The organism is Paenibacillus sp. S25 (genome assembly GCF_019454085.1).
Lineage (GTDB): Bacteria > Bacillota > Bacilli > Paenibacillales > Paenibacillaceae > Paenibacillus > Paenibacillus polymyxa_B.
This window is the reverse complement of the sequence record NZ_CP073683.1, coordinates 204,168-219,812: the sequence shown is the minus strand read 5'-3', so window position 1 is coordinate 219,812 and position 15,645 is coordinate 204,168. Positions and strand designations below refer to the sequence as shown.

The window sequence follows — 15,645 nt, the reverse complement described above, 5'->3', positions numbered from 1 at the left end:
GCTTTATTCACGCATAGTGCGTTTGATTATTTATCGTTCAGTGCAACAACACCCGGAAGTGCCTTGCCTTCCATAAATTCCAGAGATGCGCCGCCGCCAGTGGAGATATGATCCATTTTGTCAGCCAAGTGGAATTTTTCAGCCGCAGCCGCAGAATCACCGCCACCAATGATGGTGTATGCTTCTGTTGTTGCGCAAGCTTCCGCTACTTCACGAGTACCACCAGCGAAAGGCTCGATTTCAAATACACCCATTGGTCCATTCCAAACAACCAATTTGGAGTTTTTGATCACATCTGCATAGATTTTACGTGTTTTCGGTCCAATGTCCACGCCTTCCCAATCTGCAGGAATGCCGTCGATATCCACAATGTTCGTGTTCGCCGTAGCGCTAAAATCGTCAGATACCACAATATCAACCGGAAGGTAGAAGTTTTTGCCGAGTTTCTTCGCTTTTTCGATAAACCCAAGAGCTACGTCCAGTTTGGATTCATCCAGTAGGGATTGACCCACTTCATGACCTTGAGCTTTAAAAAATGTATAAGCCAAACCACCGCCAATGATTACGTTATCTGCAATGTTCAGCAGGTTGTCAATCACGTCGATTTTGTCTTTTACCTTGGAACCGCCGATAATGGCTGTAAAAGGACGATCTGGGTTTGAAAGAGCTTTACCGATTACAGACAATTCTTTCTCCATCAGCAAGCCGGAAACAGCCGGAAGAAGATGCGCGATACCTTCTGTGGAAGCATGGGCACGGTGTGCTGCACCAAATGCGTCATTCACGAAAACGTCGGCCAATTCAGCAAATTGCTTCGCCAATTCAGGATCATTCTTTTCTTCTCCTGCATAGAAACGTACATTTTCAAGCAACAGCACGTCGCCGTTTTGCAGTTCAGCCACTTTCGCTTTAACAGCTTCGCCTACCGATTCGTCCACTTTAACTACTGGCTTTTTCAGCAGCTCAGACAAACGTACGCCAACAGGAGTCAGACGCATGGATTCAACAACCTGACCTTTTGGACGTCCAAAGTGACTCGCCAAAATAACTTTTGCACCTTTTTCAATCAGGTAGTTAATGGTTGGCAAGGTTTCACGAATACGCTTGTCATCCGTAATTTTACCGTCCTCAACCGGAACGTTAAAATCTACACGAACAAACACCCGTTTTCCATTCAGTTCTATATCACGTACGCTCTTTTTGTTCATCTCCATATTCCTCCGCACCCTTATAATTTTACGAATCAGGAATTTAAGGCACATTTGATATATAAAGAGCGGAAACAATAACCTGTTTCCGCTCTATGATGTTGCTCAATAAGACTGTTCTTATTTAGCCAGTTTAGCGAAGTATTCCAACGTGCGGATCAATTGTGCAGTGTAGGACATTTCATTGTCATACCAAGCTACAGTTTTCACCAGTTGTTTGTCGCCAACAGTCAGAACTTTAGTTTGAGTTGCATCAAACAAAGAACCGAAAGTAAGACCTTTGATGTCGGAAGAAACGATTTGATCTTCAGTGTATCCATAAGTTTCAGGATCGGAAGCTTCTTTCATCGCAGCGTTGATTTCTTCAGCAGTTACATTTTTCTCCAGAACTGTTACCAACTCAGTCAGGGAACCTGTAGGTACTGGAACACGTTGAGCCGCGCCATCCAATTTACCTTTCAACTCAGGGATAACCAAACCGATTGCTTTAGCAGCACCAGTTGTGTTAGGAATGATGTTTTCAGCTGCTGCACGAGCACGACGGAAGTCTCCTTTAGCATGTGGAGCATCCAAAGTGTTTTGGTCGCCAGTGTAAGCATGAATTGTAGTCATCAAACCTTCAACGATACCAAATTTATCTTGCAGTGTTTTAGCCATAGGAGCCAGGCAGTTTGTTGTGCAAGAAGCACCGGAGATTACAGTTTCAGTTCCATCCAGAATTTCATGGTTTACGTTGTAAACGACAGTTTTCATGTCGCCAGTAGCTGGAGCGGAGATAACAACTTTTTTAGCGCCGCCTTTCAAATGTTTCTCAGCAGCTTCTTTAGTTGTGAAGAAACCTGTACATTCCAGAACGATGTCTACACCCAGGTCTCCCCAAGGCAGTTCTTCAGGGTTGCGGTTAGCCAAAACTTTAACTTCTTTACCGTTTACTTTGAAGAAGCCGTCATGTACTTCTACTTGTCCTTGGAAATTACCTTGTGTTGTATCATATTTCAACAAATGTGCCAACATTTTGGAATCTGTCAAGTCATTGATTGCTACTACTTCAATACCTTCCACATTTTGAATCCGGCGGAAAGCAAGGCGTCCAATACGTCCGAAACCGTTAATACCAACTTTAACTGTCATGAGTGAGTTCCTCCCAAAGTTCGTTTAGTTTAGTTTTATATATTCAAGACAGACCCGAAAGCCCGTCAAGACAACACTATTCATAAATCCTATATTAATCATTTAAATAACGACTTACAATCTCAACAGCAGCGCCTTCGTCGGTGACTAGAATGTCTTCTTGCCCGAAACGCAGTACCGCATGAATAGCGGCCGCCTTGTTTTTGCCTCCAGCTACACCTAGAACCGTATCGGTACGCCTAATGTCCTCCAATCGGAGTCCAAGCGTCAGCATTCTGTGAACAACGACGCCATCTTCGTTAAAGTAATAACCAAACGATTCGGCTACCGCTCCTTCACTGCTGATCTGGGCAAAGGTTTCGGGATCAAGTTTACGTCTATGTGCCATCGCTATGGCGTTGCCTATCCCGTGAATGATGATACGACTCTCGCGAATCAGGTTCAATATATCCTGAATGTTCGTATCTTCAAGCAAGGAGTTGTAAGCATGATTGCTGAGCAAATCCGGTACATGGAGCAGACGGTATTGAGCGCCTACCTTGCGAGCCATTGTGGAAGCAATTGTGTTGGCCTGCATTTCCATGCTTTCTCCCAAACCCCCGCGTGCCGGTACAAACCACCCACCCTTAAGTGGGCCATTAGAAGGTAGTGCCAGTTGTTCCGCCACGTCGGCAATTGTTGTGCCACCTGTTACAGCGACCACATCCTCGTCGTCCATAACACTCAGCAACGCTTTTGCTCCAGCGCGCCCCAGCTCCTGCTTTGTTAACGGAGAAGCATCCGAATCCCCTGGAACGACAACCACCTTCCTCAAACCATAGGCTTGACGAATCTGGTCCTCCAATTGGGACAGGCCGAACAAGTTGTTCGCAATCGGCTCCAGCTGTTCCAGCAGATCCAGTCCTGCTTTGCTCACCTTCATGCCTACACTCTCAATCTCAATTAGCCCCTGAGCTTTAAGAAGATCGGTTTCGGCGCGCAACACGCGCTCGGTCATGTTCAGTGAAGCTGCCAGTGTTCTGCGTCCAACAACATCGGACAGCATAATCTGATGCAGGATCGTGTACCTTTTTTTCAAAACATCCATGAGGTCGGGCAGAAGCTGCTTCTGTATTTCTAATATCTTTCGCATGCTTTCCACTCCCGCACACTTCTAAGTTCTGTCTCTAATGCTCTATCTCTAACTGGTCTTAAAATGTCCCGGGATAACTTTTTAAGTCCCACGTATATCTTAACCAATATTTGCTCCACATGCAAGTCTATCTGAACCTATATTTCTCAACCATTCATCTGAATATGCGCATTTAATAAAAGCTTGCAATTCACTGCTGTATATCATATAATCATTTTTGTTTCCAATTAGCTGTTTAATTAGTTAGTTGTTTGCATTGATTCAACTATGCGCCCGTGGTCCAACGGATATGACGTAGGCCTCCGGAGCCTGAGATCGAGGTTCGATTCCTCGCGGGCGCGCCATTTTAAATGAACGCTTAAATGCTTCTATATAGTCTTTTAACCAATAAGAGCGCTGAGGGCTCTTTTTTTTAATCATTAGTTTGACTTTCTTTGACTTTTTGTTTGAAATTGTTTATCATGTGGTTAATACGGTAACAGTTTATAAATAAGGGACGTGTAATCGGCATGTCCACCAAATCCACTAACGATATTTAAGGGAGGTTTTTTGACGTGAGCTATGTTCCTATGGTAGTAGAACAAAGTAACCGCGGCGAACGCGCCTATGACATTTATTCCAGACTGTTAAAGGATCGCATTATTTTGTTAGGCTCGGACGTCAATGACGTTGTAGCCAACTCTATAATTGCGCAAATGCTGTTTTTGGCTGCCGAAGATCCTGAAAAAGATATTCACTTGTATATTAACAGCCCTGGCGGTTCCATTACAGCTGGTATGGCCATTTTTGATACGATGCAATACATTAAACCTGACGTTTCTACGATTTGCGTAGGTATGGCGGCTTCCATGGGCGCGTTCTTGCTGAATGCAGGCGCCAAAGGTAAACGTTTCGCTTTGCCAAACAGCGAAATTATGATTCACCAACCCCTGGGTGGTGCACAAGGCCAGGCAACGGATATCGAAATCCGCGCACGCCGCATTCTGAAAATGCGGGATAAACTGAACCGCATTCTCGCAGATCGCACAGGCCAACCACTGGAGCGCATTGAAAAAGATACAGACCGCGACTACTTCATGTCTGCTGATGATGCCAAGGAATACGGTATTATTGATAAAGTGCTAACTAGCTCCTCTCCAGAAGGTGTATAAGCGAAGTAATTCGCCTCTCGTTAACTGGTAAATGAAAAAGCTGCTCCGGATGTTCTTATCCGGTAGGCAGCTTTTTTGCTTTATTGTTTTTTAGGTTATAGACAATTGGACTTGTTTATTTCTACTATTCATTCTGTCCCGCAAAAGGCTTTCCGCCTTGAGGCAGCAATTGACCGAACGAATAGGTAAACTCCGGAATTCCATACGCGTATGGCGCATAATCATACAAATCAAACACAATTGTTACTCCACTGTTAGTCACATAAAAATTCTGATCTGCCGCCAGCTCTTTAAATTTGCCGAATCCTTCGCCAGCCTGAAGTGCATCGATTTTTTTCTTCAAATCAGCATTGAGGAACTTTTTGTAGTTCGGGTTTGCCTTCAATACGTCAGACAATTGCAGCAGTTTACCATCAGCGAGCGAGAACGTATATCCTTTACGTGCCGTCATGCCATGTGCGCCACCCGTATACGAGTAATCCTGCATAATCACACTCAGAATACCATCCTTGTTATAGGCAATCGCAAAATCATTTCCAAACTCATACGGTCTTTCTGTTGTAGCCTCTCCCTCAGCCATCATCTTTTTGCCTGCTGCCAATATACCTTCTGCATGCTTTTTAAGCGCATTGTTAATGGCCTGTTGAGCCTCAGGATTCAGCTGGCTACCGCTGATTTGCGGGTACTTAATCTTGTAGGAAACCTTTGCATTACTTGAAGCTGGAAGTGTTTGAGACGCAATTGTGATCGGATTTAGCTGACTTTTACTCAGCGTTACTGTTTTCTGAGCTGCATTCCATTGAGCATCTATGCCCAGATAGTCCTTCAGCAGACTCATAGGAATGTATAGCTTCCCAGCGATCTGTTTGGCATCCATGCTACGTGTATTGATTCCATTGACGTTGACGTAGGCATCCGAGGAAGAAGCCGTAATGTAAAGTTTATTGTACCCGCTACCTACGGTATACGTCGTTGTTTTCGCATCATAGCTTACTGGAATCCCCAGGCTGTCACGTAGTGCGGCCACCGGAATCATTGTACTCCCGTTCACTTGAACACCTTTAGCGGGCAACGTTTTACCATTCCATTGGATGGTGATTCCTGGTTGCTGTGTTGTCGCTTGCTGTTGCTTCGTCGATGCTGCCTGGATATAGGAAACGGGAACAGCTGTGACTCCTGCGAAAATCCCTGCCGCCAGCAGTGCTGAACCCCATTTTTTTGCATGCTTACTCATATTAAATATTCCTCCTGTTAATGATCTGTATTGTCTATGTGTGATAACTACTTTTATTATATCTATACCCTATTGTATGTAGTTTACAATCTGTACACTCTCCGATTTCAATATGTACACCTAATAACCCTTAGCTATGACAGACTCATTACAAAAAGGTTTCGGTATTACAAAAAAAGCCAGCAAGCCAGCCTGCACATGATGCAGGCCGCTTGTGGCTTCGTTTGATGATCTATATTAGTTCATTTCGTATTGAGCCGACACCTGTACTTTCACTGTTACTTGCCCTGATTGTATCTCTGTCCCGCCACCTGCTACGTCCAAGAGCGATTTTGACATGGCATTTTCACGTTGTGTAAAGATTTGTGCTTCTCCGCCATCTACCGTCACACTCACAAGGACACCTAACCCGCGTTTGGCTGCCTTAGCTACAGCACTGGCTTTAGATTGTGCGCTTCCCAATGCCTTAGTAATGGCTTCTTCTTCATAAGTCGAAGGATTTTCCACGGAAAAACGTACATTATCTACGTTATTGGCTCCGGACTTGGTCGCCTCATCCAACAACTGACCGATTTTATCCAAATCGCGGTATTTGACGGAAAGTGTATGGTTGGCAGTGTAGCCTTTGAGCTTCTGCCCTTCTTTTTCGTTATAGGTGTAGTTAGGCTGTACATAAAACTGGCTGGTCTGAATGTCATCTGCGCTGATGCTCCACTTTTCCTTCAACAGTTGTGTAACCTTGTTCAATTTTGTAGCATTGGCTTTTTGAGCGGCGGCTGCCGTATTCCCTTCCGATTGTACACCAATAGAGAGATAAGCAATATCAGGCTTCGCTAATACTTCCCCGCTTCCAGTCACATTAATTACACCGTTTACCGTCGAAGCTGGTGATGCAGCATAAGCACGATCTGCCCCTGTCCATAATCCTCCTGCTACTCCCCCTGCCATTAATGCTCCTGCGAGAACTGCTGTGGCTACTGTTTTTGTCCAAAGTCTCATTGAATTCAACCTCTTTCTTGAAAATGTTTGTACCTTCCAGACGGAAAAGACGGAAAAAGGTTGCAGCCAAGCGTACAAATTTCCGAAACAGAGCATGACCACGGGGATTTTAATTATTTATAGTTTGAACTTAATACGGTATCTATATTCAACAAATCCATCCATAAAACAGTTAACGGAGAAGTTTTCGAAGACTCTTTTCTGGATACAAAAAAAGCCCCAAAAGGGGCTTTTCACTAAGAGCATACACCATATTACAAAGCAAATCTTTGTTTATTGATTTTCCAGCTCTACCTTACTAACCAGACTTACTAAAGCGTTTACAGCCTGTTCGGCGTCCGCACCTTCAGCACTAATATTGATTTCAGTACCTGTACTGATGGCAAGACTCATAATACCCATGATGCTCTTGGCATTAACCTTTTTGTCATCTTTTTCCACAAAAATCTCAGATGAATATTTATTCGCTTCCTGTACGAACAACGCAGCAGGTCTGGCGTGCAGTCCTGTTTTCAAGCGTACGACTACCGGATGTTTTGACATGTCAGCTTACCCCCTCATCAAATAAATCTGGACACTACTTACTCCATTTTATTTATCACATTATAACATTAACCCGGGACAGACACTAGAAAAAAAACTAAAAAAACCGGGGCTGAAAGCCCCACTAACATTCTTTTTACGGAATCAGGCCATTTTCGCCCCTGATTTTGTCAGCCATCTCATCAATTTTGCGAAGCCGATGATTTACACCCGATTTACTCACGACCCCTTTGAGCATTTCCCCGACTTCTTTTAAATTCAAATCGGGATGAGCGAGCCGAATTTCTGCCACTTCACGCAGTTTATCCGGCAAGGTCTCCAAACCAACTTCCCTCTCCAGCAACTTAATATTCTCAATTTGCCGGACAGCAGCTCCGATCGTCTTGTTCAAATTAGCCGTTTCACAATTGACAATGCGATTTACGGAATTGCGCATATCGCGCATAATGCGTACATCTTCAAATTTGAACAAGGCTTGATGCGCCCCAATGATGCTAAGCAACTCAATGATCTTCTCGCCTTCCTTGATGTAGAGAATAAAACCTTTTTTTCGCTCAATACAGCGAGCATTTAGATGAAATTCATTCGCAAGATCAACGAGTGCCTGACAATGCTCCTCATACATCGAAGAAATTTCAAGGTGGTAAGACGATCCTTCAGGATTGTTGACAGAGCCACCTGCCATAAAGGCGCCCCGCAAATAAGCCCTCTTACAACAGTTTTTCCGAACGATATCCCGATTAATCCCGTCAGTGAACAAGAAACCTTCTGAGACGATATAAAGATCCTTTAGCAGCTGTTGCACACCATTGGGAATACGGACAATGTACACATTATTTTTTTTCAAGCGCATTTTTTTCCGTACAAGCAGTTCGATATGAAGTTGAAAATGCTTCTTGATCAAGGAGTAAATCCGCCTTGCAATCGCGGCATTTTCTGTGGACACGTCCAATATCACCCTTTTATTCGACAGTTGTACGGATCCGAGCATACGTATGAGCGCAGATAGTTCCGCTTTCTCACAGCAGGACTGGCTTTCAATCATCGTAAGCTCTTTTTTCGTTTGTGCCGCAAAGGACAAGGGACTCACCTCCTTCTTAATATCCAGTTTTGTACCAATTGGTAAATATGCTGGCTTAATTTGTCGGCATCATGCCGTAGATACGTACGGAACAGAACTAATGTATCTGCCACCACTTTATATCCCCGATCGGTCAGCTCGCCCATGTCTACTTGAACTGGCTTAGCTCCCTGCTCGGCATACATTTCCTGTACTTGGGGTGGAATTTCTCCGTTATTTACAATGACATAGTCGAAGAGATGATGCCCTACATGTTCAAAAATAGCTTGCAGGTGATCTCCTACCGTATAGCCATCAGTTTCTCCAGGCTGGGTCATAACGTTACAGACAAATATTTTGATAGCGTCTGATTTTACTACAGCTTCAGCGAGTTTAGGTACAAGCAAATTCGGTAATATGCTGGTATATAGACTGCCGGGGCCAATCAAAATCGCATCAGCCTCATTAATGGCCTCTACAGCCTCAGGCAACGGCTCCACGTGAGTCGGTTCAAGAAAGACGCGTTTGATTCGTCCGCCCGCTTCCGGGATCTTGGACTCTCCGGTAATCACCGTGCCATCCTCCATTTCGGCACTTAGCACAACGCCTTCCTCAGCTGCCGGCAGCACACGTCCCCGGACAGCAAATACACGGCTAAGCTCACGCACCGCCGTTACAAAATCTCCCGATATATCAGTCATCGCTGCTAAAATCAGATTACCCAGGCTATGGCCTGACAATCCTGATCCCGCACCGAAACGGTATTTCAGCATATCTGACATCACTGGTTCCACGTCAGCCAAGGCAGTCAGCACATTGCGAATATCCCCTGGAGGGGGCATCTGCAGCTCACTGCGCAAAATCCCGGAGCTTCCGCCATCGTCAGCGACTGTAACAATAGCCGTAATATCTAGCGGCTTTTGCTTTAAGCCCCGCAGCATGACGGACAAGCCGGTTCCGCCGCCCATAACAACAATACGTGGGCGCTCCCGTTGTGATCCGGTCTCTTTCATGATTTCACCTCATTAATGCCGGTCCCGATCAGCATCCCGATGCGAAACAGAAACAGATTCTGTCTCGCTGGCACCCAGCATTTTTCCTAAATACTCCGATATTGCAACAGAACGATGCTTACCGCCAGTACAGCCAATACCGATAATGACCTGGCTTTTGCCTTCTTTGCGATATTGCGGAATCAAAAAATGTAACATATCCAGCAACTTGGTCAAGAATGCCTGAGTCTCGGGCCATTTCATGACATAATCATATACATCGCTATCCTGTCCCGTGTGGGGACGTAGTTGGTCCACATAGTGGGGATTAGGCAGGAAGCGCACATCGAATATAAGATCGGCATCAATGGGAATACCATACTTGAAGCCAAAAGAAGTAATGTTCACGGAAAGCATACTGCTCTCCAGATGAGAAAATCGCGAAATAATCCTCGCCTTTAAGGTTGCAGGCTTCATCACACTTGTATCAATAACCTGTGTAGCCGAGCTTTTTAATTCTTCCAACATCTTGCGCTCCAACCGAATCCCATCCAAAGGCATACCGTCTGGAGCCAGCGGATGACGTCTACGGCTTTCCTTATACCGCTGTACGAGAACGCCATCATTCGCATTTAAGAATAAAATTTCACAATGAATCGTAAAATGATCTTTAATATAATTCAACGATTCAGACAAGGCGGTGAAAAATTCTCGTCCGCGTAAATCAATTACGAGTGCCACCTTGCCTATTTTACCGTTAGACTGCTCAATCAACTCGGCAAATTTGGGAATCAGTACAGGAGGCAAATTATCAACGCAGAAGAAGCCCAAGTCTTCCAGGCTCTGAACCGCAATGGTCTTCCCTGCGCCTGACATCCCCGTAATAATAATGAGCGTTGCCCACGGCGCAGCATTTTTTAGGTTATCTGTCATATGGACTTCCCTCTCCTTTTGCTTCTTCGCTCTATGCCAGTACCCGTATTATCAGTAACCTGTGAATCAGAAACGTAGCAACAAACCAGCTGCCCCTACGATACCTGCGTCATTGCCCAGCACAGCTGGAACAATCGATACCCCTTTTTGAAGGGGCTCAGGTGCCAGCTTGGTGTACACGCGACGCATCTCTTCAAACAAAAAGTCGCCTGCTTTGGAAACACCGCCACCTATAATAAACAACTCTGGATTAAGCACAGCGGCAACTGCTGCCATAGATTTGCCCAAATAAAAGGCAGCACGGTTCACGATACGCAGCGCGACTTCATCCCCGGCTTTGGCAGCATCGAATACTTCTTTGGCAGCAATTTGATCTTCCAGCGCCAGAGAGGTTCGATCGCCACGTTCCACAGCGTCCTTGGCCATACGAATAATGCCTGTTGCAGAAGATACGGTTTCCAAACAACCCATTTTGCCGCATCCACACTGAATAGCCTCCAGATCAGGTACGACACTGATATGACCAATTTCTCCGGCCATCCCCGAGAAACCTTGATATATTTTACCATTAATAATAATGCCGCCCCCAACACCTGTTCCCAGGGTATAGCATACGCAATTTTCGATACCTTTGCCTGCTCCGGCCCAAGCTTCGCCAAGCGCGGCAACATTGGCATCATTGTCTATTTTCACAGGCTTGCCGATCCGTTCCTCTAGAAGCGCACGAATCGGTACGTCTCGAAAGCCAATATTGGGTGCGAGGACAATAATACCTTCGCGAACATTCGTAAAACCTGCAACGCCCGCACCGACACCCTTTAGTTGATCCCACTCATAGGGAGATTGCTCAACAATGTGCCGCACATATTTTTCGATATTACCGATGACAACGTCTACACCTTTATCGGTTTCGGTTGGTCCCTCGTATGTGTGCAAAAGCTGTCCGTTTTCATTACAAATGCCGACTTTAATCGCTGTACCGCCCAAATCGACACCCACATAGATACTTTCAGACATGTTCCAAGCCACCTTTATGTTTACTTAAAAACCTGGTATGAAATATATGCTTACAATTCCTACTTCATAATAGTAATCCTACGTTCCAACTATAATTGAAGCCCCCGTTACGGTCAAGGACACTTCCTTGTTGAAAAGTGTACGATTAGCGGAATTTTTAACCTCATACACCCATAAGAAAAACGTCTATTGACGACTTTCAAGGAAGCCAGACCACGCTTAACGGAAATTTTTCTTGCGATTTATAGATTGTTCAGCTTCGCTGAAAACTTATAAATTCTATAATCATAAAAAGGAGAAAGCCTGTGCAAACGCAGCAGGCTTTCTCTTCCTGAACAAAAAATGCGGCATAACAGAGGTTTCCTTCGCTCTCCCGTTAGCCTTTTTTGTGTACTATAGACACGCTTTTATTGATCCAGTGTTTCGCTCCAGTCGTGAACAGCACTGCCTTCGAGATACTTCTCGCAGTCCATAGCCGCCATACAGCCCGTTCCCGCAGCCGTAATAGCTTGACGGTAACGGTTATCCTGTACGTCCCCACAGGCAAAAACTCCGGAGATGTTCGTTTCCGTTGTGCCTGGCTTCACTACAATATAGCCGTGTTCATCGGTATGAATTTGTCCATTCAGGAAACCTGTGTTCGGTGTATGCCCGATGGCTACGAACACGCCATCTACCTCAATCAGCTCATCCTGATTGGTCTCATTATTGTGTACCTTCAAACCTTTTAAGCCAGCTTCTCCCGTCACAACTTCCAGCGGAGTCCGGTTTAATGCCCAATGTACTTTTTCGTTCTCACGCGCACGATCTTGCATAATTTTGGATGCCCGCAACTCATCGCGACGATGGACCAAGGTTACGCTGGAAGCAAAACGGGTCAAGAAGCTCGCTTCCTCCATGGCTGAATCGCCACCGCCAACCACAACAATCTTTTTCCCGCGGAAAAAGAAGCCATCGCAAGTTGCGCACGTGCTGACTCCGCGACCTACATTGTCCTGCTCACCCGGAATACCAAGGTATTTAGCGGACGCGCCTGTAGCAATAATGACCGACTCCGCCTCAATGATGCCTTTACCCTCTACCTTCACTTTAAAAGGGCGTTTGCTGAAATCTACTTCCTCTACCCATCCGGAAGTAAATTCAGCGCCAAAACGTTCAGCCTGCTTGCGCATATTATCCATCAGTTCAGGCCCGAGGATACCTTGCTCAAAACCCGGGAAATTTTCAATTTCAGTCGTTGTAGTAAGCTGCCCACCGGGCTGCATCCCTTCAATGATCAGCGGATTCATGTTAGCGCGTGCCAAATAAATAGCCGCTGTGTAGCCTGCAGGACCTGTACCAATAATTATGGATTTATACATACGTTTGTTGCCTCCTTTAAGTGATGTTTGGAGCAGGTCTCAGACCTGCTTTTTAAACGTGGAGAGCGGCTGCTTCAGCTTCTGTTTGATACCACACACGCTGTCAATCTGGCGTGCATAGCGGCTTACGGTCGATACGGAGATACCATAACGATCGGCTACTTCCTGATAGGTGACTGAATGATGATGCATTTTGGCTGTCAAATATTCCAGCGCCGCTGCCCATCCCTCAGTATGCTGAACCATCGGAACTTCCGGGGCAAGTCGATCCAAATACTCCAGCCAAAGCGATTTCAAATCGTGCTGCATGGCCGGATCTGATGGCTTGCTCATGACGGTCAGTACCTTATCCAGCACTGCCTGCCATTGTGGATCGACCAGGGAAGCAGATACATCACCTTCAATTGTATGCGGATCGTTCTCAACCTCCAACTGATCAGAATGTTCCGTTTCCGGATACATTTTCTGCTCATCCTGCTCCGCCAGCTCTTGCAATACTTGCAAGGCACGGCGTTTCAGCTCATCCTCCTGGTCCGGGTCTTCTACGAAGGACTCCAGTGCCTGGCGCACCTCATCATCACCGATCAAGCTTAACGCCTGAATGACCTGAAGCTGAGTCGCCCGGTCCCCGTGGCGCAAGGCCCAGAAGAAGGATGAGCGGATTAGCGGGTCCTTCTTCATGCTGTCAGGCACCTGGTCAGCACCAAACTTCTCCCACATGCGGAATTGCTCCTCAAACGGGAGATGATAATGATAGCTGAGCACTTGCAGCGGTTTACCCTCCTGCTGGAGTTCCACCAGTCGGGACAGGAAAAACCGCGGAACTTCCGAGGAAGCATCCTGCTTTTGCAAATGACTCCACAACCGCCGAGCTTCCGCATATCTTCCCGTATTGCTGGCAGCTACCGCCGTGTAATGGTACAAAGAAGCGTCCGCATTGTTCTCTCCATCGCCATGAAGCAACCTGCGGAAATGTCTGTAGGCCTCCTCATGGCGTCCGAGAATGCCCATAGTGGTCGCCAGCTTGAATACCTGCTCCTCCTGAAACGGTATAGTAACCGCCAAAGTCTGCACCAGACGATCCAATTCCGGGCCGCCGCCCTCGTGCTGATAAAAGATCGCCAAGTTGCACAATGCGTGTAAATTACCCGGCTCATCTTCCAGCACTTGAATAATGGTAGCCTTAGCATTTTGGAACAACCCCATGTAGTAATACGCCAGCGCCAGATTATTCCGCGCAGCGAACATATCCGGTTGTTCCTCTGAAATTTGCTTGAGCAACTGGGCTGCCTGAGCAAATTTCCCCTCCTCCAGCAGGACACGAGCCTGATCATGCTCTACTACTCCCTGCCGGGCCTTAATGCGGTTCAGCTTCGTTGGACGGTCCAGCTCATAATAGAGCAGCTCCATCATTTCCTCCGCTTCATCAAGAAACTGGCCTTCTTCGTCCTCCTCCAGGTACGTGACCAACGCTTTCTCCGCTTCTTCAAACTGCTCCATATTAGCGTAATTATTCGCCATATAGAAATAACACTCTGTCATCGACGAGTCTACGTCACTCAGAACAGAGGACAGGATCTCATTCGAACCTGCATAATCCCCCATCTCTGATAATATACCCGCCATATTGCAATGATTCACCGGATTATCCGGTTCATATTCAACGGCTTTGCGAAAATATTTCAATGCCTTGTCATAATGATTGCGATCAAGCGAGCGCACAGCTTTCTCAAAAAAGAAAGATGCGTCGAAACGCAAAGCAATAATTTTAGGGCTAGGTTCCGATACTCGCAGATGTTTCCCTTTCATAAATAACCAAGGCACCTCCTTTAAAAGTAACTGGCATGTTCATACCCTTCAGTATACCACAACTTCAAAACGACTTGACAGTCGATCCTACCTCATTCCAAAAAACGGATATATGCTCGTATACCGATAGATATAGATACAAGAATACGCTAAATAGCCGAGCGCTTTTTCCCTGTATAAATAGGGAGCGTTCGGCTAGCCACTGGATATGATACTTAGACCCAATAAACGTAATAATTAAAGCGTCAGCGGTACCAGCGAGCGCTCACGATGCTGAAATACGGCAAGCTCGCGATAGCCGACTTCATATAGAAGCGCGCGTGCCTTCTCCAAGTGCTCGGACAGCTTCGCCGGATCATGAGCATCCGATCCTACGGTCAGCGGGATGCCTAGCGTAAAAGCTTCTTCCAGCATGCGGCGACTCGGGAACATCTCGGCACAGGGCTTCGAAAGCCCTGATGCATTCAGTTCCATCGCCCGACCGCTGCGGGCAACGGCTGAAAGTGCGGAGCGCTCCAGTTCACGCAGCTCCTCCATTTCCTCCGGCTTCGGATGATAGCCGAAGCGCTTAATAACATCCAGATGACCCATGATGTCATACAGACCGGTAGCTGCCGCCTTAGAAACCGCATCATAATACGTGCGGCATACCTCAAGCACATTTTTGCCTTCCCAATGGTGTACCTGACGGAAGTCCGTGACATCCCATTCACCGAGAAAGTGGACGGAACCAATCACATAATCCCAGGGATACGCGGTGATGATGTCTTCGATTTCTCGTTCCCAGCCCTCGATGTAGTCGCCTTCCAAGCCAACACGAATATCAATTTGCCCTTTAAAACGTTCCTTCAGTTCCAAACATTCTTCCACGTATCGGGGAAGCTCCTCCATAGGCATCGCCATTTCCGGGTAATAGTCAGCCGGTTTTACATGCAGTAGTGGCATGTGATCGGACAAGCCGAGCTGATCTAGTCCTAGCCGAATTCCCTGCTGCACATACTCTTCCAGACTTCCTATGGCATGCCCGCAGCGGGCGTGATGCGTATGATAGTCAATTTTCATGCGACCCTCCCCC

General features: G+C 46.3%; 14 protein-coding genes and 1 tRNA gene. 2 read left to right on the top strand and 13 right to left on the bottom strand.

Annotation, left to right across the window (positions count from 1 at the left end):
• Nucleotides 1–26 precede the first annotated feature (26 nt).
• The 3 genes from KAI37_RS00970 to KAI37_RS00960 all read right to left on the bottom strand — a co-directional run bounded on the left by KAI37_RS00970 (nucleotide 27) and on the right by KAI37_RS00960 (nucleotide 3,471).
• Nucleotides 27–1,208 (bottom strand): phosphoglycerate kinase, encoded by a 1,182-nt coding sequence (locus tag KAI37_RS00970; RefSeq protein ID WP_025722932.1) that lies wholly within the window; start codon nucleotides 1,206–1,208, stop codon nucleotides 27–29.
• 120 nt (nucleotides 1,209–1,328) lie between these two features.
• Complete coding sequence (gene gap, locus KAI37_RS00965; protein ID WP_023986488.1) at nucleotides 1,329–2,339, bottom strand: type I glyceraldehyde-3-phosphate dehydrogenase; 1,011 nt, start codon at nucleotides 2,337–2,339, stop codon at nucleotides 1,329–1,331.
• Nucleotides 2,340–2,433: 94 nt separating this feature from the next.
• Entirely contained in the window at nucleotides 2,434–3,471 is a 1,038-nt protein-coding gene (locus tag KAI37_RS00960) for a sugar-binding transcriptional regulator (RefSeq protein WP_023986487.1), read from the bottom strand.
• 269 nt (nucleotides 3,472–3,740) lie between these two features.
• Here KAI37_RS00960 and KAI37_RS00955 point away from each other — a divergent pair.
• Together KAI37_RS00955 and clpP are read left to right on the top strand one after the other, a co-directional pair.
• Nucleotides 3,741–3,815, top strand: a tRNA-Arg gene (locus tag KAI37_RS00955).
• Nucleotides 3,816–4,025: 210 nt separating this feature from the next.
• Nucleotides 4,026–4,622 carry an ATP-dependent Clp endopeptidase proteolytic subunit ClpP gene (clpP, locus tag KAI37_RS00950; RefSeq protein WP_013368815.1) on the top strand — a complete coding sequence of 199 codons (597 nt, stop codon included), beginning with the start codon at nucleotides 4,026–4,028 and terminating at the stop codon, nucleotides 4,620–4,622.
• Between the two features lie 124 nt (nucleotides 4,623–4,746).
• Here the strand turns inward: clpP and KAI37_RS00945 are convergent, their stop codons facing one another.
• The 10 genes from KAI37_RS00945 to hisJ all read right to left on the bottom strand — a co-directional run bounded on the left by KAI37_RS00945 (nucleotide 4,747) and on the right by hisJ (nucleotide 15,632).
• Nucleotides 4,747–5,856, bottom strand: coding sequence for a PdaC/SigV domain-containing protein (locus tag KAI37_RS00945; protein WP_220030559.1), 1,110 nt, complete (start codon nucleotides 5,854–5,856; stop codon nucleotides 4,747–4,749).
• A 237-nt stretch (nucleotides 5,857–6,093) separates the two neighbouring features.
• The gene (locus KAI37_RS00940; protein ID WP_220030558.1) at nucleotides 6,094–6,855 is read right to left on the bottom strand and encodes an SIMPL domain-containing protein; all 762 of its coding nucleotides are present in this window, start codon (nucleotides 6,853–6,855) and stop codon (nucleotides 6,094–6,096) included.
• A gap of 273 nt (nucleotides 6,856–7,128) precedes the next feature.
• The gene (locus KAI37_RS00935; protein WP_013308257.1) at nucleotides 7,129–7,398 is read right to left on the bottom strand and encodes an HPr family phosphocarrier protein; all 270 of its coding nucleotides are present in this window, start codon (nucleotides 7,396–7,398) and stop codon (nucleotides 7,129–7,131) included.
• Nucleotides 7,399–7,534: 136 nt separating this feature from the next.
• Nucleotides 7,535–8,479, bottom strand: coding sequence for a DNA-binding protein WhiA (whiA, locus tag KAI37_RS00930; protein ID WP_013308256.1), 945 nt, complete (start codon nucleotides 8,477–8,479; stop codon nucleotides 7,535–7,537).
• A 5-nt stretch (nucleotides 8,480–8,484) separates the two neighbouring features.
• On the bottom strand, nucleotides 8,485–9,471 hold the full coding sequence (locus tag KAI37_RS00925) for a gluconeogenesis factor YvcK family protein (protein WP_023986485.1): 987 nt from the start codon (nucleotides 9,469–9,471) through the stop codon (nucleotides 8,485–8,487).
• Between the two features lie 12 nt (nucleotides 9,472–9,483).
• Nucleotides 9,484–10,383: an RNase adapter RapZ gene (rapZ, locus tag KAI37_RS00920; protein ID WP_013308254.1), complete on the bottom strand. Its 900-nt coding sequence runs from the start codon at nucleotides 10,381–10,383 to the stop codon at nucleotides 9,484–9,486.
• A gap of 66 nt (nucleotides 10,384–10,449) precedes the next feature.
• Entirely contained in the window at nucleotides 10,450–11,400 is a 951-nt protein-coding gene (locus KAI37_RS00915) for an ROK family glucokinase (RefSeq protein ID WP_220030557.1), read from the bottom strand.
• Nucleotides 11,401–11,807: 407 nt separating this feature from the next.
• Nucleotides 11,808–12,761 (bottom strand): thioredoxin-disulfide reductase, encoded by a 954-nt coding sequence (gene trxB, locus KAI37_RS00910; RefSeq protein ID WP_220030556.1) that lies wholly within the window; start codon nucleotides 12,759–12,761, stop codon nucleotides 11,808–11,810.
• A gap of 39 nt (nucleotides 12,762–12,800) precedes the next feature.
• Nucleotides 12,801–14,570, bottom strand: coding sequence for a tetratricopeptide repeat protein (locus KAI37_RS00905; protein WP_076293799.1), 1,770 nt, complete (start codon nucleotides 14,568–14,570; stop codon nucleotides 12,801–12,803).
• A 237-nt stretch (nucleotides 14,571–14,807) separates the two neighbouring features.
• Nucleotides 14,808–15,632, bottom strand: a complete 825-nt coding sequence (gene hisJ, locus KAI37_RS00900; RefSeq protein ID WP_220030555.1) for a histidinol-phosphatase HisJ — start codon at nucleotides 15,630–15,632, stop codon at nucleotides 14,808–14,810.
• Between the last annotated feature and the right edge of the window lie 13 nt (nucleotides 15,633–15,645).

Excerpts from the sequence above, each read along its gene's own strand:
- KAI37_RS00970 (WP_025722932.1), bottom strand. The coding sequence starts at position 1,208 with ATGAACAAAAAGAGCGTACGTGATATAGAACTGAATGGAAAACGGGTG.
- gap (WP_023986488.1), bottom strand. The coding sequence starts at position 2,339 with ATGACAGTTAAAGTTGGTATTAACGGTTTCGGACGTATTGGACGCCTT.
- KAI37_RS00960 (WP_023986487.1), bottom strand. The coding sequence starts at position 3,471 with ATGCGAAAGATATTAGAAATACAGAAGCAGCTTCTGCCCGACCTCATG.
- KAI37_RS00945 (WP_220030559.1), bottom strand. The coding sequence starts at position 5,856 with ATGAGTAAGCATGCAAAAAAATGGGGTTCAGCACTGCTGGCGGCAGGG.
- KAI37_RS00940 (WP_220030558.1), bottom strand. The coding sequence starts at position 6,855 with ATGAGACTTTGGACAAAAACAGTAGCCACAGCAGTTCTCGCAGGAGCA.
- KAI37_RS00935 (WP_013308257.1), bottom strand. The coding sequence starts at position 7,398 with ATGTCAAAACATCCGGTAGTCGTACGCTTGAAAACAGGACTGCACGCC.
- KAI37_RS00925 (WP_023986485.1), bottom strand. The coding sequence starts at position 9,471 with ATGAAAGAGACCGGATCACAACGGGAGCGCCCACGTATTGTTGTTATG.
- rapZ (WP_013308254.1), bottom strand. The coding sequence starts at position 10,383 with ATGACAGATAACCTAAAAAATGCTGCGCCGTGGGCAACGCTCATTATT.
- KAI37_RS00915 (WP_220030557.1), bottom strand. The coding sequence starts at position 11,400 with ATGTCTGAAAGTATCTATGTGGGTGTCGATTTGGGCGGTACAGCGATT.
- trxB (WP_220030556.1), bottom strand. The coding sequence starts at position 12,761 with ATGTATAAATCCATAATTATTGGTACAGGTCCTGCAGGCTACACAGCG.
- KAI37_RS00905 (WP_076293799.1), bottom strand. The coding sequence starts at position 14,570 with ATGAAAGGGAAACATCTGCGAGTATCGGAACCTAGCCCTAAAATTATT.
- hisJ (WP_220030555.1), bottom strand. The coding sequence starts at position 15,632 with ATGAAAATTGACTATCATACGCATCACGCCCGCTGCGGGCATGCCATA.